This window comes from Thauera phenylacetica B4P (assembly GCF_000310225.1).
In the GTDB taxonomy this organism is placed as follows: Bacteria; Pseudomonadota; Gammaproteobacteria; order Burkholderiales; family Rhodocyclaceae; genus Thauera; species Thauera phenylacetica.
On the sequence record NZ_AMXF01000483.1, the window covers coordinates 1 to 1116 of the forward strand.

The window sequence follows — 1116 nt, forward strand, 5'->3', positions numbered from 1 at the left end:
CCTTCGCGGCCGCCGCCGGGCCGCAGGCGCGCCGCGTGCTGCATGTCTCCAGCGGCGCGGCGCGCAAGCCCTACGCGGGCTGGAGCGTGTATTGCGCCACCAAGGCCGCGCTCGACCACCACGCCCGCGCGGTGCAGCTCGACGCGGTGCCCGGGCTGCGCATCTGCGCGCTCGCGCCGGGCGTGATCGACACCGGCATGCAGGCCGAGATCCGCGCCAGCACGCCGGAGCGCTTTCCGCTGCGCGACCGCTTCGCCGAGATGCAGGCGAGCGGCGGCCTGGTCGCGCCGGGCGAGTGCGCGATGCACCTGGTCGACTTCCTGCTCGACGAGGACTTCGGCCGCGAGCCGGTGGCCGACCTGCGTGACCTGGGATGAAGGACGAGTCCTATCCCTCTACCGAGGCCCTGGTCGCCTCCTTGCAGGAGACCGAGCCCGCCGCGAGCGGCAGCCGCCTCGCCCGCCTGAAGCGGCGCGGCCTGAGGCTGGTGGTGTGGCTGCGCCGCCATCCCTGGCTGATCGCCACCTTCGGCTTCGTCTCCGGGGTGCTGAGCTTCTTCCTGGTCGAGCGCCACGAGGGCGTGGCGCGCGCGATGGCGGTGGCGATGCTCGCCGGCTGGCTGCTGCTGGTGCTCGAGCGTGTGCTTGACCGTGCGGTGAAGCGCCGCTTCGGCTTCGGCCTGCCGCCGGCGCTGGTGCGCTACCTGACCCAGTTCACCCACCAGGAGAGCCTGTTCTTCGCGCTGCCCTTCTTCTTCGCCAGCACCTCGTGGAACAGCGGGCAGGCGGTGTTCACCGGCGCGCTCGGGCTGATGGCGCTGGTCGCCATCCTCGACCCGGTCTATTTCGGCCGCCTGGCGAAGCGGCGCTGGCTCTTCCTCGGCTACCACACGCTGACCCTGTTCGCGCTGCTGCTGGTGGTGTTCCCGCTGGTGCTGAGGGTGCCGGCGATGGCGAGCTACCAACTCGCGCTCGCGGTGGCGGTGGTGTTGTCCTTCCCGACGCTCACCGGGGCGATCAGCGTGCCGCGCTGGTGGCGCGGGCTGCTGGTGCTGGCGCTGCTCGCCGCGCTCGGCGCCGCGGGCTGGCTGGCGCGGCTGTGGGTGCCGCCGGCCAC

At 73.0% G+C, this 1116-nt stretch carries 2 protein-coding genes; both read left to right on the forward strand.

What is annotated here, in order from left to right; genetic code table 11:
* Positions 1–377: SDR family NAD(P)-dependent oxidoreductase (locus C667_RS23185; RefSeq protein ID WP_004389651.1), on the forward strand; the 377-nt coding region annotated here is incomplete at its 5' end.
* On the forward strand, positions 374–1116 hold a 743-nt coding region (locus tag C667_RS23190; protein ID WP_004389652.1), incomplete at its 3' end, for a DUF5924 family protein. The genes C667_RS23185 and C667_RS23190, both read left to right, overlap by 4 nt.